This window comes from Acidimicrobiia bacterium (assembly GCA_040289475.1).
In the GTDB taxonomy this organism is placed as follows: domain Bacteria; phylum Actinomycetota; class Acidimicrobiia; order ATN3; family PSLF01; genus PSLF01.
The window spans coordinates 59,616-75,007 of record PSLF01000010.1 but is presented as its reverse complement, the minus strand read 5'-3'; the positions used below and the strand labels follow the sequence as shown (position 1 = coordinate 75,007).

Here is a 15,392-nt window from a genome sequence, read left to right as displayed (position 1 = left end):
ACGTTCTTCTTCCTGTGCTGCCGCGAGCCTGCGCTGACGCTCCGCCTCTTCTTGGACTACGGCTGACTGGGCGGTCCAGGCCAGTGTTTGACCCGTCACAGGATCGATCATTGGCTTCGGGGGCTCAGCGGATCCAGTCGTACCCGCATATGCACCTACTACCTCCCCGATGGAAACGTCTGCGTCAGTTACGTCGGGTGCAGAACCTGTCGGGGGAGGGGGCGGAGGAGGCGGAGATCCGCCAGGGGGAATTGGCGCAGAAACTGAGCTCGGCGACGCCGGTGTGACAGCTCCTGGAGGCTGCCATGATTCTGCTGCTGGCGTACTTGGCACCACGGTTTCTGGTTGCGCTGGAGCTGCTACATCTCGGGCAGGAGCCTCAGGAGGGGATTGGCCCGGCAAGTATGCAGCGTGCAGCCCTCTCGCCGATTCCCGCAGAGGTTGGGGCTGTTCGTCTGTTTCTTTACTTCTCCGGAAGAATCGGCGCCTTTTTGGAGGAGCTTCTACTGGGGGAGGTGGAGGAGGCGAGGTAGCAACCTCCTGGCGAGTAGGAGGCGCCATCGCAGGCGGAGGTGCGAGTGTCTCCGCTGAAGGCTGAGGAGGTGGAACCTCGGAACTCAGTCGCGTTCCAGCTTGTGGGGGAATCAATGTGTCAGGGACAGCTGTAACTTGACTTGGTTCTGACTGTCCCGTCGGCACCGTTGGCGCCATTTGGGGTATATCTTTTGGCGTGGGTGGAGCTTGCTGTGCGGCTACGGCTGGCGGTGCTGTCATGACCATAGGCGCTCCACCGACCGGATGCCCGAGAAAGCAGTACCCTCGATAGCCGGCTGGAACGTCAGCGTGACACCAATCGCAACTAATGCGTGATTCGACTACAGTAGCCATCTGTCGTACTCTCCTAAGAGCGATTGCCAGGCGAGCGGGAGGTCGTTGCGGATAATCCTAGGCAAGACTGCTGCATAATCCTCCCGGCCACCCCACTCGGTCGTCACTTGGCTCCTTGACTCAGGTTATCCTCGCTATCAAGGGTAGCTCAGGGCGACGACAATCCGAGTGACTTTCACTGCCGTACCGCTTTTAAGATTCGGAGGCATTTGGTCACCAATGAAGATGAGAATCAAATTACTCGATCCGGATCTGCCTCAGCCCACGAGGGCTACGGCTGATGATGCGGGCCTGGATTTGAGGGCCCGGGTGTCTTGCGTGATCGAGCCCGGAGAGCGCAAGAGGATCCCTTGTGGAGTGGCCGTTGAACTGCCGCCGGGTCATGCAGGGCTAGTTATGCCTCGCTCCGGACTCGCCGAATCGAAAGGCCTCTCATTTGCGAACGCCTGCGGCCTCATCGATCCGGGATACCGAGGCGAAATACAGGTAATCGCTGTCAACTTGGACAGGCAGCGGCCGATAGAGGTCCATAAGGGAGAGCGCATTGCTCAGCTCGTAGTGGTACCCGTCGCTTATCCTGAGATAGAGCGAGTAGAAGAGTTATCGCTTACTCAACGAGGGGAATCGGGTTTCGGAAGTACGGGTTTGTCCTAGAGTGAAATGGCGTTGATCTTCCGGCCCAGTTGGTATTGACTGCAAAGAGGACCATCGACCGAACCGTTAGTCGGTCGGAGGTGTTGTCTGCGGACGTGGCTCAGTTGGTAGAGCATCACCTTGCCAAGGTGAGGGTCGCGGGTTCGAGTCCCGTCGTCCGCTCGAGTAGACGGCGAGCCTTTGAGGCCTGCTCGCTGTCGAGCTTCCACGCAGAGGCGTCCAGTCGTATGCGATCGCACGTGCGCCTAGGCTTTGGAGGCTTCGTTTTTCTTTCGGCGGCGTAGCCGAGTGGCTCAGGCAGGGGTCTGCAAAACCTCGTACGGCGGTTCGATTCCGCCCGCCGCCTCCGAGAATGCTTGCGCGGACCTGCAGAGCTCCGATGCTTACTCTTCGTCCTCGAAGTACTCAATGCCTTCCTGTCCCAACCTCGATTTCTGGACTTGTAGCTGGGCTTTCATTCGTGTGCAAAGGTTGCATGCATGATCATCGACGAGTTCCATTAGGTGATCGCAGGCATCCGCTGAAAGAACGAGGATTACCTCTTTGCTCGGGTCGTAACTGATTACGTGATGGCCGGGTATGACGACCTCTTGCACGAATTCGTCTATGCGCTCATCGTCGTCGGGAGTCTTCCCCCGCATCTCGACCCTAGCCAGCAGGCTTGACCACGACCTCATCGCCTCTCCTCTCGACTGTATCTGTCCGGTTCTCTAGTCTTGAGTCTCCGGGTCTTTTCCAGCTATTTGCAATAGTGGATACGTTAACGCCTCGGGTATTGGGCTCTGACACGGATACGGAAAATTGTCAATTGGCTCAGCCAAGGTGGTTTGACAACCGTCTTGGGTTTTACCGACCTACGTACTTTCTATGTTGGGCTCTGTCTATTCCGGGTTAGCGAAGTTAGATTTCCGAACACAAACCAGTCCGGGTGTCCTTTACAGTATCTGTTTCCAAAAGGATCGATGCTACAATCCCGCTCGATGAGTGGAAGTGAAGGGGTGCTTAGCTCAGGGGGAGAGCGCTTCCTTGACGCGGAAGAGGTCAGAGGTTCAAATCCTCTAGCACCCACCTCAGGAGAAGCTATGAGCAGCGGCGCTGATATCTGAGTACCCGACGCAGCGTCACAGGCTCCCTCTCAAGGGTCGCGTCGGTCGCGTCTTGTACCTCATAGTGAATTCTGAATTGCTTGGATGTGAGAGCGATCCCCACTGCCGCTCATGTGTTTCTCTTTCCACTGTTGCCGAGTTCGTCTACGCTGAGCTGGGCGCGCACGTCCCGATAAGCTCGATAGGCGGCTTTACCAATCATGTGAGCCGCAATTGGAGCAGTAACGAGCTGCAAACCCATTACTAAGAGCAGTTGGGTCGCAGCACCGACATTGTCGAACGCTACAGCGGAGCCCAAAAGAACCGACGAAAGCCCGAGGGTAGTAGACTTGGTTGCAGCATGCATTTTGGCAAGCGTTCCTGGAAACCTCAAAATGCCAATGGCTGCCAAGATGTTGAAGATCACCCCTATTAACATGAGCCCGGATGCGAGCATCTCTCTCGAACTCACTGTGCATCTCTTTCAATGAACCCGGCCACTGCGACACTCCCGATGAATCCCATCAATGCCGCAACAAAGAGAAGGCCCAAATAAGCCTGAGTACCCGCGCGCACGCTGTATATAGCAACTCCTGCGGCTATCATCACCAATGCTGTGTCAAGAGCTACTATTCGATCGGCTATTGTTTTTGCTGTCAATAAGCGGACTAGACACAAAGAAACGGATAGAAACAGGCCCCCGAGCGCAATAGAGGTCACCGTGTTCATCACTGCACACCCGGCCTTTTTCTCTTAGAAATATCTATGCAAGATTGGGGTTTTGCGTCTCCGAATGCCTCTAGCACTAATCGCTCGAGACGCTTGATGTCCCGACGCACTTCATCAACGCTTTTGAGATGAAGGACGTGGATGTATAGAAGAGGTGGGTCTCTTCGTATCTCCAGACTGAGGGTTCCAGGCGTGAGAGAAATCGCGTTTGCTAATAGAGTGATAACCCAGTCCGTAGTTTCTTCGACAGGAACAGCGACGACTCCCTGGTTAATTCGGTTCTTTGGCGTCACTACCTCCCAAGCGACTACAAGATTGGCCACAAACAATCGATAGGCAAAGTAGGAAAAGAAGCGAAGTATAGCCACTGGACGGACTCGGCCAATTGATGGTGGTACCGCACGCGAAAATAGTTGCAAGACCGCTATTGCGCCTATTGCACCGGAAGCCAGTACAGGGGGGGAAAAGCTCCCCCATAGTGCAGCCCAAACAAAGGTGAGCCAAAACAAGATCAGAGCCCGCCGGCGTAGAAAACTGCCTATTGGCTGTGACCGTGTTTTGGCCGTGTTCTCGATTCTAATCCCACTCACGGGTGTCTACCCATTACTGCCGCTATGTACTGTGAGGGTTCAATGAGATTTTCTGCTGCTCTGGCGCAGAGGCGATAAAGCGGTTCGACTCCAATTGCAGTACCTACTACGACAACTACTAAAGCTGTGGTAGCTGCTGTCATGAGCCGAGGAACGTACAACTTTGCGGCACCATGTGACGAAGCGATTGGAGGTGGTTCGTCAGGTTCTCCCCAAAAGACGCCCCCCCATACTTTGAACACAGAAAATAAAGTTAGAAACGAGGTGAGAAGGGCGATAGCTACAAGGAGATATGTTCTGTCCGAGATGCCAGACTGGATAAGCCCCAGCTTTCCAAAAAAGCCACTAGACGGGGGCACGCCGGCAAGACTGGCTCCGCCGATCAGGAACAGAATTGCCGATGCCGGCATACGGCGAGCCATACCGCCGAGCTTGGGAAGGGCGCCTGTACCAGTGACTTTTTCAACGTTTCCTCCGATCAAAAACAAAGACGTGATTACCGGAATGTGGTGAATGGTGTAAAAGATCCCAGCGGCAAGGCTTCCCACGGATGCGATAGCCAACCCCAAGACTATAAACCCAACATGACTTATGATCTGGAAGCTCAGCACCCTCTTTATGTCGTCTTGGGCAATAGCACCCAGTACTCCGATAACCATGGTGAGACCAGCTACCGCTAGAAGTACATCCCGCAGCGTGCCTTTTACTCCAAATACCAGAGTGAACTGGCGGATCAACGAGTAGACACCGATCTTAGTTAGTAATCCAGCGAAAACAGCAGTGATCGAAGTAGGAGCTGTCGGATAGCTATCAGGTAGCCAAAAATAAAGAGGGAAGACAGCGGCTTTTATCCCAAAGACAACGAGAAAAACAAAAGCCAACGCCATGCGTAGTGGGGGATCTAGCGATGCGGCCTTCTGAGAAAGATCAGCCATATTTACCGTTCCTAGCGATGCATAAACAAACGAGACACCGGTGAGAAAAAGAATCGAAGCGAACAGGTTGACGACTACATAAGTGAGGGCTGGACGGACTTGCACCCCCATCCCTCCTAGAGTCAGAAGCGCATAACTAGCGATGAGTGTCACTTCGTACGCAACGAATAAATTGAACAGGTCTGCGGTGAGAAACGAAGCGGTCACCCCCGCTGTGAGGACAAGATAAAGGGGATGAAAAAAACGAGATTCCAGTGAAAACGATAGTTGTCCGATTGCGTAAATAAGGACCACCGTCACCGTTATGCTGGAGACCAAGACCAGTAGAGAGCTGTACAGGTCGGCAACTAGTACGATGCCAACGGGTGCGGGCCAACCCCCCAGGTGAGCTGCTATCGGTCCACTTCGATAAACCGACGCCAAGATCCAAAGCGACACTGCCAAAGTGGCAACCAGTCCCGCAATCGAAGCTGCTCTTTGGAGATCGAGTTTGCGCTGAAGTAAAAGGGCTACCGCCGCTGCGATAAGAGGTATGCAAACCGGGGCTGGAACTAGCGCCCTCATGACCGCTCCTCAAACCCAAACGCGTCATTGTCGCTGTCGGTTTCAGCGAGGAGCGGAGGACGGTCCGCTCCCTCGGCTATGTAGCCCTTTTCAGGTTCTCTGGTAGCGATTCTCCGGTCTTCGATATCGTCTTCTACTTCGTCGCTGGCTGTGAGTGTCCAGTTTCTGTATGCGAGGGCCAGGACGAAAGCGATTGTCCCAAGGCCAATCACTATTGCTGTAAGAACAAAAGCTTGTGGGAGCGGGTCGGACATTTTAGAGGTTACCGATCCCAAAGGCATTGCATCGTTTGGGAGTATCGGAGGTGTACCTTTCGAGCCCCCTGCTAAGAGCAGGAAAAGGTTGGCCCCATGACCCATAAGCGCCAAACCTAGAAGGATTCGGGTGAGGGTCCGCTGAAGGATAAGATATGTTCCCACTCCAAATAGGTATGCAGCGACAAGTGGGACGGTGGCCTTCATCCTGTTTCCCGTATCCCTAGGCTGTCGACAGCTGCAGCCACCACTCCTACGACCGTCAAGAACACGCCCGCATCGAATATGACGCTTGTCGAGATTCCGACATCCCCGATGACCGGAAGCGTCAAGAGAGCGAACCCAAAATCGAAGGCCTGGCCTGAATGACTTAAAAAGACAGGAGCGATACCCGAGGCGAGGGATGCTAGAAGGCCCGTTGCCATCAGCATCTCAGGTCGAAGCGGCAATGTCCTTTTTAGTTCATCGGCCCCGTAGGCTAGGTAGCGAACGACGAATGCACCGCTGGCCACTAGCCCGGCCACGAATCCCCCTCCCGGCGCGTTGTGTCCGGAGAAGAACATGAACAATGCCAAGATCAAGATGGTGTGAAACACCGCTCTAGATCCTGTTTCCAAGATAGGCGAGGAAGCGGTCGGCAGCCCTGGAGAGATGGTCTGCCGCGCTTCGGCGGCCAAAACTGCTATCGCGATAGCGGCTACGACTAAAACTGTGATCTCCCCCATAGTGTCAAAGGCTCTTAAGTCAACTAGCACGGCATTTACCACGTTTTTGGCGTGGGCTTCGAGTACAGCTAGCTCCGGGAGATTCTCGGACACTGGGGGCAGCTGCCGCAACGCGGAGGCTGCTGCTGCAAATGCATACACGAACAGGCCGACCAAGGAGGCTATACCTGCTCGTAAAAGAGCAAAGCTTTTGACGGAAGGGCGGCTGGCAAACTCCACGGGAAGGTGTCACAGGACTAGGACGAATACGATAACCATGAGAGTTTCAACCAAAAACTGAGTAAGAGCGAGGTCTGGTGCCCCCCAGATGACGTAGAAGGCGCCGATTCCATAACCGACTCCCCCCAGCAGAAGAACAGCTCTAAATCGGCGCTTCGAGGTCGCCACTCCATAAGCCAGCGCTACTACGGATGCGGCAACGACGACAACGACGGGGCCGGATGGTCCGGGGGTGAAATTGCTTCCGCCGCAAGTAGCGTCTGTAGGAGGGGCGCCGCAGGAAGCACTACCCAAATCAGCGCAGTAACGGCGAGGTAAACGGGGAGCGAACCACATTGGGCTATCCCCGTCACTCGATAAGCGACTCTCAGTAAGGTCTCCAAAGATCTCCTGTACATACTGAGAGAGTCGGGAATATGCGGGAGACGACGCTGGATTTGCTCTACGCAGATCCGTTTTCGGTACAGGAGAAGTCCGGCGATAACTGCGCCGATCGAAAGCGCAAAAGATGTGCTAAATCCACTCCACACCGTCAACCTCGCCATGACATCTAAGTCATGGACGTGAGCTTGACCATCAACGGTCGCAGAAGCTATTGCGGTGACAGTCTTTGCCGCCGGGACGGCAAGCCATTTGAAAGCTCTTGGATAGACGCCAAGCAAAGCGCTCCCACCGGTTAGAAGAATCAGGGGGCTCAGAAAAATTGGATTTAGCTGACAAGATTCGCCCAAGACAGGCGTGCTCAGATCCGAGTGTCCCGTTCCCCAAAGTGCGGACTCCTCATGGGTACGCGACCCGAACGCACCCTTTATAAATCTGGCACTGTACGCGACCGTGAGAGTCGACGTGGCTACGACCACAACGAAGGCACCAGCAGTCGAGTATGTTGCAATGAGGTTGCGTCCGACACCTAGAAGGGGTGCGAGTGGCGTTTCTAACAGCGAGCGGAGCATCTCCTCTTTGGCTAGGAATCCGACTAGTGGGGGAAGCCCTGCCATAGAGGCTGCCGCTAATGCACTTGCGACAAAAAGAACTGGCTCTTGTTTTCCCAAGCCATTGAGGTGGCGGATGTCGCGTTTCCCCGACAGCTTTTCGATGATCCCTCCTGAAATAAACATCGCTGATTTGTACATGGCATGGGCGAGCAACACTACGACGCCAGCCAGGGCTGTCTGGGGTGTAGCGAGTCCGAAGAGTGCCACCATAGCACCCAGTTGGCTAATAGTCCCGAAGGCAAGCAGCAGTTTTAAGTCGTACTGGCGCAGAGCCCTGTAAGCGCCTGTGAACATTGTCAGAATTCCTACCCAAAAGACAGGAAGGTCGCCAGAGCCCGGTTGTAGCCAAGGCCGGCGACAGACGTCCAATCAAAAAGACGCCAGCTTTGACCATGGAAGCTGCGTGTAGGTACGCCGAGGCAGGCGTCGGCGCTACCATTGCCGAGGAAAGCCAGGAATGAAAAGGTACTTGAGCGGACTTTGTGAAAGCACCTATAAGAATGCATCCGGCCGCTACTTCCACTAGAGGGCCACGCGGTGCAGATCTCAAGATTTCGCTTATTGAGTAACTGCCGGCTGCCTCGCCAACCATAACAAAGCCCGCCAGCATGACGAGGCTTCCTAATCCTGTCATGAGAAGAGCTTGAAGAGCACCGGCTCTAGCAGCCTCTTTTTGGTCGTAAAAGCCGATCAGCATGTAAGAGGCAATGGTTGTTAGCTCCCAGAATGTAAACAGTTCAATCAAATTGTCAGAAAAAACTAGGCCTAGCATCGATCCGCCGAAAACGAGCATCCACCCTGTGAACCGAGCGAGATCCTCTTCAAAGCGGTAGAAGTAAAAGTAGGAGTAGGCGAATAACAGCACCCCTAGGGTGCTTGTGACAAAACACATCAAAAGAGCAAAGGCATCTGCACGAAAAGAAAGCTGGAACCCTAGCGAGGGTGCAAAGTCCAAGTTTTCTATGTAGGGTTGGCCAGCGACGATTCTCGGAGCGAAAAACGCAGCCCAGATAACAGTTACAGCCGGTGCCGAGGCAGCAACGAAAACAATATGCCTTTTTACCAATCTATAAATGATCGGGGCAAATGAAGCGAGAACGATGTGAAAACCTACCAGGATAAAAATCATCGAGGCTCCTCTGGCTCGGCCTTATAGAGACCTGGACGCTACTGAGTAAGAGGAGCTCTTACGTCCGTGGTCCCCCTATTGCCGACCAGACTTCCCGGCACGCCCCATGACATGTAAGTATAGTGCTTCTGCAGCGCAGTCGCGGCTTCGAAATCTCTGATTAATGCTTACAAAATCAGTCGATCCTGCTTTTCAAAGTTAAGGCACGCCGCCCTAGAAAACCAAAGATTGACCCCCCCTAACAAAGAAGTCTACCCCTCGGACAGCAGCGACATTGCCGGAAAATGTCTTTTCAAGATTCTCTACTTCTGTTGCGTTTAATCCTACTTCACAAAAAACATAAAGAACTCAGGATAGCTAAGGACCGACGTCAATGTTGACTGCCATAGTAGGAGCAGGTATTTCAGAAGCTGAGGTAGGCTGAATTGTACCGGGAAGAGCGCCTTGGTACCACCGAGTTATTCCACCTGAGCATGCATTATTTGGAATAGCTCTCACACGATAGGTGTAGCCAGATGCAAGAGTCGAAGGAACTTTAAGAGAATAATTCCCGGAACCGTCAGCTAAAGAGTTGTATGGCTTTTTGGCTAGCTCATAAAAAGCTGAAACAAATGACCCCCCAGCAGATGCTGGAAACGTGCAAAACACCTGTCCTTGGATATTAGCAGCCTCCCTCAAAGAAAAGTTTATATCGGCTGGGGGAGTTACAGCAGTCGCATCTCCGTACGCGGAGGCGCCCGAATAAAAAGTGTCCTCCAAGTAGGACGGAGACTTAGCCTGAACCTTGTAAGCCCTACCAGGAGCCAGCTGCAACCTATACCTGCCGGGACCTTGGTATCCGGATTTTGTCCAGCCAGCAAAAGCACCGCTTGTGGAGTCCCATGCATAAATGACCACACCATCTACGTCTTGAGCATCGGACGCTCTTTTTGTATATCCCTGGATAATCCCGGGGGAGGAAACGTCCATGTCATTTGAGGAAGAAGGAGCGGAAACGCAATCAGCCTGGGAAAAATTGCTCTTTGCGTTGTACCAGGACGATCTCTGGAATTCGGTTGCTGGAATGAACAAAACCTTGTAGCCCTCGGATGGACAACTAGAGGGTGGTACTTGGACAGCCCACGAGCCAGAGAATTGGTAAATACAGCATGAGTAGGCCACAAGTGTGCCAGTGGACGAAGAAAAAACCGCTACTGCCCCGAATTGGCCGCCAGAGAACGTCCCGGAGATAGTCACTAGTGTCGGGGCAGGAATTACAGCGGATCGCACTCTGCTGTAGTGTCCAGCGTCATCGAAACTGCGTACCCCTAGATATTTCCCTGCGAGGGAGGACGGAAGATCGAGAATTTGCTCGTTATGGGGCTCTACAATCTGGCTGGGTGGTATCGCGGGATCGGTGAGCGGAGTCGCCGAAGCCCAGTTCATTTCATTGATGGGGTTCTGACTTACCCGAAGGTCGTACCCGGCAACCTTTCCACACCTCCCGTCATCACCGGGCGCTGTCCATTTGGCCCTCGCCCCTGATGCGGTAGAAATGATCGCTAGGTCGGTTATGTCCCCCGGCCGAGTTCCGTCCATCCTAAGATTGCCGGTGTTCTGTTGATCGTGGTTGAATTTTGGCCACTCTGCGCGACACACGGATCCTGCCGTAGACCAAGCAAAGATCCATCCACGCCTACTGGGCGCGACAGCGATTTGGGTTCCATTGCCGTACCAATCACCCACCGCCATCGTCGCCGCATTCCATCCCCCGGTGAATTTCGGCCATCCTGGAGCTAGGTTACCGTTCGCATCTACTGCTTGATACTCGTATCCTCCGGTTCCGATGACAGCTTCGTTGAAGCCGTCGCCGTTGATGTCTGCAGCCATTGGTTGGGTTAGGAAGGGATACTCGTTGATGGGATGAGGAAATCCAGGGAGAAAGTTACCTCCAGGGGCAGGACCCGCATTTACACTCCAGGCGTTTAGGTGGAACCAGGAAGGTGTTTGGTTTCCTACAAAACCCAAGTCTAGAAATTGGCCAAGACCTGAGCCCGCGCCGATGACGTTGGGCGTAGCTTCTGAGGTCATGCGCGCGAAGGCCAGCCCTCCGATGGCTCCTAGGGAGGTTTGATCGTTACTGCGAGATGAGGCTCCGGGTGGGCCGGTAACCAGCGAGTAATCAAAACCCGATGCATCTCTTCCAAAGTAGCCGACCCCATTACCCCTGAAGAGCATCGTCATGCCGGCAAATCCCTGCACTGCTACCTCGTCTTTGCCGTCTCCGTCGATGTCAGCTGCTACCGGCGGCCCATTGATGCCTGTCGCTACAGAAGGGAGCATGCCGAGCGCGAGGAGGGGGACCTTTACAGGCCAACCTGGCATAAATGCGTTCGGGTGTAGAGCCGAGCCGGGTGGGACGCCTGGGGAGGCTAGACCTGTAGCCTTGATGGCGTACGCTCTGCCGTTGCCGGGCTCTATGCCGGGTAGAGGTGTGAATCCGGGGATATTGGGCGTCTCGGCGTACTCCTCGTTCACACCGACCAAGACCTCCAAGACGCCATCTCCGTCAAGGTCTCCAAGCGAGGGAGGTACGATGATCTTGGATCCTATCCGTTGTCCTGCTCCAGGCTTGAATGTGATCTTGTGATTGATCGGGTCGACAGATTGGACCTTAGCGGGATCTCGCACGAGGACGGGCCATCCAGGTAGAAGAGTCGCGTCGTGTTGCCAGACATAGACATGCCGGTCGTTAGCTCCAACTATGATCTCTAGCTTTGAGTCTTTGTTAAGATCGCCCAGGATCGGGTTGGCCGTGATCGACCAGTGAACTCTGTTGTCGGCGTTTCTCACGGCATCGGAAGAGTACGTTCGGTTTGTCTGGACAGGAAAACCTGCTTTTCTAGACCCATTCGGCTCGAAAACGTAGACCTTTCCCTCGAAATCGGCTACTACGACCTCCGGAATACCGTCACCTTCGAGGTCTCCAACAGCCGGAGATCCAGAGGCGAATTCTGCGTAAACGGTCGAAGGCAGAGCGCCGCTCGTGTACGCCACGGCAGAACTAGGAAGCGGGATGGCGTCTGCAGTAACTGGCCAGCCGGGAAGTTCCGTCATGTCCGGCCGGAAGGCATGTAGCTTTCCGTCCGAGTCTGCAAGGATCAGATCGTCTTTTCCGTCACCGTCTAGGTCTGCAAATGTCGGACTCTGTTCGCCTCCTGGCCCCAGTCTGTACGGAAAACCGGGCAAAAGTTGTGAGTCTTGGTGGACAAACGCATGCTTTTGAAACTCCCCTTTGTTTCCGAAGTTGTCGGTGACTCTGAGTCTTATGCGGAAGGTGAACTTGTTTGGGTCCGGCAATCCTTGAGGTGTCGTGGGAGGTCCCGAAGCGCCTCCAAGCGCGGCCGCTACCGTAGACATGTCAAGACTTCCCAGAACCCCAGTCACAGCCTGATTCGAAGATCCAGAAGCAATCTGAGTCCAGGAGTCCGATGCCGGATAATCCGGTGGCTGTGGGCCAGGGGCCCACTCGAGTACCCAATTGAAATTGGATGCTCGGTTGGCAGCAGCTCTTCCCGAGATCTGGATGATGCCCGAGGCTGGCAATGTTTCGAACCAGAGGGGTGAGGTAATTTCGGCCTCTGGCGGAATCTTAGGCATAGCAGTTGTCGAGTCGGAGACAAGTTCTACGGTCCGATAGGCGTTGACTCTTCCGTATCCCGAGTACATATCCCACCCCTGGACCGTGTGCCACCTTTCTGAAGTTATAAATCCCATTGCAGGTGGCAGAGAGAAGTTGTTGGCCGGGTCAGATCCTCGGGGTGTCGAGAAATCGATGTCATCGGCTCCAGCTCGAAGCAGTTGAGCAACCTCGTTTGCCGATAACGGATATGGAGCCAATGTGCCATCGTCTCTTTTGTAGGTCGTGAGACGGCCTTGAGCCACTCGGTTCTTGGCTGCCGAGATAGCCAGACCCACGATACCCCCCATGTTGCCTGTGGCTCCCGACGAGCATTCGGTTGTGGGAACGGTGACGAGCACTTGCCCCCCGTAGTTGGTGCACTGCGACATGTAGAGGTAGCCCTCGGGGAAATCGGCAGTAGTGGGATTTCTCACCGCGTTTACCCCAATGGTTCGTTCGTACCCCTGGGGCATGTTGTGGTGGAAGTACTCCTCGTCTCCCATCGCCAAAATTACGGGAATGCCTTTGGAGTAAGCGTAGTCCACCGCTTTTTGACCGAATGTGGATGTTGTGAGTGCGCCCAAAGCGCCCTGAATTATGTTGGCCCCTGCGTCCACCGCGTAGGCAACGCCCTTGGCAAAGTTGTTCCCCGAGACAATGAAGCTGTCGCCAACCCTAACGGGGATAAACATGCAGTTGGGGCAGTTGCCCACGTCATTTCCGTTGTTAGCTTCGGCAACCGCCTCGCGAGCTCGTCCCGATCCATGCCCGAAGCTGACATTGTCGAAGGGATCGTTGTCGTTTTGAAACGCATCCCAGCCTGCTATGTCGTCTACGTATCCGTTGCCGTCGTTATCTACACCGTCGGAAAACGCGAGGATAAGATCCTCGGGATCGATCATCGAGTTGCCGTTGCGGTCGGTAACCCGAGTATCCTCGCAGTTTGGAGGGGGTCCCAAATTCGAACAGTAGTCACGCAAGTTAAAGACGCCATCCCCGTTTTTGTCGTAGGGATGGGAAGGATCCGGGGGAGGCGTGGATGGCCTAGGCACCGGCAGCTCCCCCTCGTTTAGTTTCACCTTGGCTGCGAGATCGCTCATTGTTGTCTGATTTCGCCACAAAATGCCGTCGTCAAGCACTGCTGTAACCACGTCGGGGCGGCCGGTCGTAATCTTCCATGCTTTGTCTACGCTAGGACCGATTACTCCATGAAGCTCTTGGGGTGACCCCTGTAAAGCCGGATTGCTCGACTGCGCTCCGGACTGTCTGAAATTGGCGGGATTGAATTCGGACGGGGGTGTCGAGCTGAAGAGATAATCCTCGTAGCGCCAAGGATTGCTCACGGTCGGGGGCTTGGGGGGCCAAGGAAACACGGCGCCTGCTGGAGCCTGGTAGCTGAGAACGGCTATGAGGCAAATCAACACTGCACTTGTCCGAGCCCGGGAGTTGGGCCAAGGAAACTTTTTTGATGGCAGAACTCGTATGCGTGCCCTATGCATCCCCGGAGTATTCCTTTGCCACTGCTACCGGCGACCCCGGCGCATCCCCTGTCTCTTTTACAAGCTCAAGCACCTGCTCGGGCTTTGACTGGCATCTCTAAACGGTAATCCCTTTTACCTTCAAGTGCCACATCTGAATAACTATTATCCGTATTACTTGGGAGAGTCGGAGAGGGTTGGTGGATCGGTTGAAAGCGAAAGGCACGAGTCAGCTAAGGGTGAGCTTAATCATGTAACAGCGGGTACAGACGAGAGGCGGGAGCATGCGGGTGTGTAGTATGCTCTCAGAGGAACATACGCTGCGAACTGCCAGTGAGCTTTGTCATCAATTCTTTGTAATCGGCAAGACATCACATAGCGAGGGGCCTCTTTGGATTCAGTGCTGCGACACGCAAAGCGCGTGATCATAACGGTGGTGGGGCTCACCGTGGTCCTGGCCGGTATCGCCATGTTGGTGCTTCCCGGACCAGGGTGGCTGACTATTATCGCTGGGTTGGGCCTTCTTGCCACCGAGTATCTGTGGGCGAGAAGGCTTCTCGACAAGGCTAAGGAGCAAGCGAGCAAGCGAGCGAAAGCTGTCGGGTCAGGTATAAGGGGGACTTTACGTCGCAAAGCCACTCTCGTCGAGCAGACCTCGGATTCTGTTTCGCCCGCTGCCGAATAAGTCCTACTGTGGGAACACCGCCGTCGGATAGGCCGCGGCGCTTAGCTGCGACTGAGACGGGAGGTCTTGCTCTTGAAGCTCGGACGGCTTCACGTCATCGTGGGAGATCACACTGCGCTCGACCCCGTTGAGCTAGCCTCTGCAGCGCTTGCAGGGGGAGCGCATGTGATTCAGGTTCGTCTCAAAAATGCAAGTGACCGGGAGGCATTCGCGGTCGTATCGACCATCGTGGAGTTGTGTAGGGCCAAGAGCAGACGATGTGTGGTAGACGACAGAGTAGATGTAGCTTTGGCAGCCGAGGCTGACGGGGTACACCTAGGAGCAGATGACCTTCCGGTCCCTGCAGTTCGGAGAGTAGCCGGAAGAGATTTCATCATTGGGGCTACCGCGAGGGATGCGTACACAGCAAGGCGCTTGGAGTCGCAGGGCGCAACTTATCTGGGCGTAGGGCCTTGCTTTGAGACCAAGTCAAAGGCAGACTTACCACCTCCGATCGGGTTGGCGGGATTAGCTGAAGTTTGCAAATCAGTCAGGATTCCTGTTGTAGCAATTGGGGGGATTTCTGTCGAAAACATAGCCTCTGTCTTGGAAAGCGGGGCTCACGGTGTAGCTGTGATATCTGCGGTGTCCGATGCTTCGGATCCGAAGGACGCTACACAGAGATTGCTCAAAGCAATTATCGGCTGGGTAGGACCGTGACTCTGCAATGCCTTGTACGAGATGGTGTAGCAGGTACATGAAGCAGTTATTCGAGAATTGCACCGGCGAAGCCTATAGAACTGTGAGGATATGAGCTGGGAA

15 protein-coding genes and 3 tRNA genes are annotated in these 15,392 nt (G+C 54.5%); 7 read left to right on the top strand and 11 right to left on the bottom strand.

What is annotated here, in order from left to right:
- Positions 1-305: 305 nt before the first annotated feature.
- The 4 genes from C4318_06685 to C4318_06670 all read left to right on the top strand — a co-directional run bounded on the left by C4318_06685 (position 306) and on the right by C4318_06670 (position 1,891).
- Entirely contained in the window at positions 306-533 is a 228-nt protein-coding gene (locus C4318_06685) for a hypothetical protein (protein MER3454828.1), read from the top strand.
- A gap of 574 nt (positions 534-1,107) precedes the next feature.
- Complete coding sequence (locus C4318_06680; protein MER3454827.1) at positions 1,108-1,542, top strand: dUTP diphosphatase; 435 nt, start codon at positions 1,108-1,110, stop codon at positions 1,540-1,542.
- Between the two features lie 89 nt (positions 1,543-1,631).
- Positions 1,632-1,707: transfer RNA gene (locus C4318_06675), tRNA-Gly, on the top strand.
- A 109-nt stretch (positions 1,708-1,816) separates the two neighbouring features.
- A tRNA-Cys gene (locus C4318_06670) sits at positions 1,817-1,891 on the top strand.
- Between the two features lie 34 nt (positions 1,892-1,925).
- Here the strand turns inward: C4318_06670 and C4318_06665 are convergent.
- Entirely contained in the window at positions 1,926-2,219 is a 294-nt protein-coding gene (locus tag C4318_06665) for a hypothetical protein (GenBank protein ID MER3454826.1), read from the bottom strand.
- Positions 2,220-2,538: 319 nt separating this feature from the next.
- On the opposite strand from C4318_06665, the gene C4318_06660 reads away from it, so the two are divergent.
- Positions 2,539-2,613: transfer RNA gene (locus C4318_06660), tRNA-Val, on the top strand.
- A gap of 144 nt (positions 2,614-2,757) precedes the next feature.
- Here the strand turns inward: C4318_06660 and C4318_06655 are convergent.
- The 10 genes from C4318_06655 to C4318_06610 form a co-directional block, all read right to left on the bottom strand.
- Entirely contained in the window at positions 2,758-3,099 is a 342-nt protein-coding gene (locus tag C4318_06655) for a hypothetical protein (protein MER3454825.1), read from the bottom strand.
- Positions 3,096-3,356, bottom strand: a complete 261-nt coding sequence (locus C4318_06650; GenBank protein ID MER3454824.1) for a Na(+)/H(+) antiporter subunit F — start codon at positions 3,354-3,356, stop codon at positions 3,096-3,098. The genes C4318_06655 and C4318_06650 overlap by 4 nt, the downstream gene beginning before the upstream one ends.
- A complete protein-coding gene (locus C4318_06645; GenBank protein MER3454823.1) occupies positions 3,356-3,946 on the bottom strand; it encodes a Na+/H+ antiporter subunit E in 591 nt (196 codons plus the stop codon). Before C4318_06645 ends, C4318_06650 begins: the two co-directional genes overlap by 1 nt.
- Positions 3,943-5,445, bottom strand: a complete 1,503-nt coding sequence (locus tag C4318_06640; protein ID MER3454822.1) for a Na+/H+ antiporter subunit D — start codon at positions 5,443-5,445, stop codon at positions 3,943-3,945. The genes C4318_06645 and C4318_06640 overlap by 4 nt, the downstream gene beginning before the upstream one ends.
- A complete protein-coding gene (locus C4318_06635) occupies positions 5,442-5,906 on the bottom strand; it encodes a Na(+)/H(+) antiporter subunit C (GenBank protein MER3454821.1) in 465 nt (154 codons plus the stop codon). The genes C4318_06640 and C4318_06635 overlap by 4 nt, the downstream gene beginning before the upstream one ends.
- Positions 5,903-6,643 (bottom strand): hypothetical protein, encoded by a 741-nt coding sequence (locus C4318_06630; protein MER3454820.1) that lies wholly within the window; start codon positions 6,641-6,643, stop codon positions 5,903-5,905. Before C4318_06630 ends, C4318_06635 begins: the two co-directional genes overlap by 4 nt.
- 9 nt (positions 6,644-6,652) lie before the next feature.
- Positions 6,653-6,979: a hypothetical protein gene (locus tag C4318_06625; GenBank protein MER3454819.1), complete on the bottom strand. Its 327-nt coding sequence runs from the start codon at positions 6,977-6,979 to the stop codon at positions 6,653-6,655.
- Positions 6,829-7,932: a hypothetical protein gene (locus C4318_06620; GenBank protein MER3454818.1), complete on the bottom strand. Its 1,104-nt coding sequence runs from the start codon at positions 7,930-7,932 to the stop codon at positions 6,829-6,831. The genes C4318_06625 and C4318_06620 overlap by 151 nt, the downstream gene beginning before the upstream one ends.
- Entirely contained in the window at positions 7,862-8,767 is a 906-nt protein-coding gene (locus C4318_06615; protein ID MER3454817.1) for a hypothetical protein, read from the bottom strand. The genes C4318_06620 and C4318_06615 overlap by 71 nt, the downstream gene beginning before the upstream one ends.
- Positions 8,768-9,124: 357 nt before the next feature.
- Positions 9,125-13,927, bottom strand: a complete 4,803-nt coding sequence (locus C4318_06610) for a hypothetical protein (GenBank protein MER3454816.1) — start codon at positions 13,925-13,927, stop codon at positions 9,125-9,127.
- A 412-nt stretch (positions 13,928-14,339) separates the two neighbouring features.
- Between C4318_06610 and C4318_06605 the strand changes: the two genes are divergently transcribed.
- Both C4318_06605 and thiE read left to right on the top strand, forming a co-directional pair.
- Complete coding sequence (locus tag C4318_06605; protein ID MER3454815.1) at positions 14,340-14,591, top strand: TIGR02611 family protein; 252 nt, start codon at positions 14,340-14,342, stop codon at positions 14,589-14,591.
- Between the two features lie 66 nt (positions 14,592-14,657).
- Positions 14,658-15,290, top strand: a complete 633-nt coding sequence (thiE, locus tag C4318_06600; GenBank protein MER3454814.1) for a thiamine phosphate synthase — start codon at positions 14,658-14,660, stop codon at positions 15,288-15,290.
- Positions 15,291-15,392 lie beyond the last annotated feature (102 nt).

Bases quoted from the DNA above. Each gene is read 5' to 3' on its own strand.
- C4318_06680 (MER3454827.1), top strand. From the start codon at position 1,108: ATGAAGATGAGAATCAAATTACTCGATCCGGATCTGCCTCAGCCCACG.
- C4318_06625 (MER3454819.1), bottom strand. From the start codon at position 6,979: ATGTGGTTCGCTCCCCGTTTACCTCGCCGTTACTGCGCTGATTTGGGT.
- C4318_06685 (MER3454828.1), top strand. From the start codon at position 306: ATGATTCTGCTGCTGGCGTACTTGGCACCACGGTTTCTGGTTGCGCTG.
- C4318_06615 (MER3454817.1), bottom strand. From the start codon at position 8,767: ATGATTTTTATCCTGGTAGGTTTTCACATCGTTCTCGCTTCATTTGCC.
- C4318_06650 (MER3454824.1), bottom strand. From the start codon at position 3,356: ATGAACACGGTGACCTCTATTGCGCTCGGGGGCCTGTTTCTATCCGTT.
- C4318_06635 (MER3454821.1), bottom strand. From the start codon at position 5,906: ATGAAGGCCACCGTCCCACTTGTCGCTGCATACCTATTTGGAGTGGGA.
- C4318_06640 (MER3454822.1), bottom strand. From the start codon at position 5,445: ATGAGGGCGCTAGTTCCAGCCCCGGTTTGCATACCTCTTATCGCAGCG.
- C4318_06620 (MER3454818.1), bottom strand. From the start codon at position 7,932: ATGTTCACAGGCGCTTACAGGGCTCTGCGCCAGTACGACTTAAAACTG.
- C4318_06665 (MER3454826.1), bottom strand. From the start codon at position 2,219: ATGAGGTCGTGGTCAAGCCTGCTGGCTAGGGTCGAGATGCGGGGGAAG.
- C4318_06610 (MER3454816.1), bottom strand. From the start codon at position 13,927: ATGCATAGGGCACGCATACGAGTTCTGCCATCAAAAAAGTTTCCTTGG.